We start from the raw sequence: 786 nt of genomic DNA on the forward strand, positions 1-786 counted from the left end.
GTCCTGGATGCTCCCGCCACCCTCACCGCAGCCGATGACGTGGTGGAGGAGTTCAGCAACCTGATGTCCATCCGGCAGCGGCTGGAGGATGTGCGGCAGCAACGCGACCAGCTTGCCCCCGTGCCCGGGCTGAACAAGGAGTACGCGCAGTCCCTGCTTGACGCGAACCGGCTCCGCGAACTTGCCGGCGAGGAGTTCGAAACCTACAAGCAGCAGCTCGCGGTCACTGTGCACCAGAAGACGCTGGCCCGGATCAAGGAACTGGCCCAGGCCAAGGCCAAGGACCTCGCCGCCGAGCGTTCGGTCCGTGACGGACTGGCCAAGGAACTGCGCGAGCTGGAAACCGACTACAACAACCAGGGCGGCAACGCGATCTCCGCGATCGAGCAGTCGCTGGAGAACGCCAGGGTTGGGCTGAGGCTCCGCCAGCAGGTGGAGGAGGCTGCCCGCAAGGCACTGTCCGACGCCGGATTGCAGCTTGAGTGGACGGCTGCGGGCTGGGAGCAGGCGCACGAGCAGGCAGCAGCCAGATCCGCGGAACTGAAGGATGATTCCCAGGCCCTGCAGGAACTCCGGTTCGAAGCGTTCGACGGCCACGCCACCAAAAAACGCGAACTGGCCGCCGCCCAGCAGGAGCTCGTGTCGCTGAAAACGCGCAAGTCCCTGCTGCCGCCGTCGAGCATTGAGAACCGTGCGGCGATCGCTGCCGCAACGGGCGTGCCCGAAGACCGGATGCCGTTCGGCGGCGAGCTGATGGACCTCGCCGACGGGCAGGAACAGTGGCGG

General features: G+C 66.5%; 1 pseudogene. It reads left to right on the top strand.

Features of this window, described 5'->3' with window-relative positions:
• Positions 1–786: pseudogene (locus DBR22_RS24835) on the top strand (ATP-binding protein); the annotation flags it as partial.

Origin of the sequence: Arthrobacter sp. HMWF013, from assembly GCF_003061105.1 — a bacterium.
Lineage (GTDB): Bacteria > Actinomycetota > Actinomycetes > Actinomycetales > Micrococcaceae > Arthrobacter.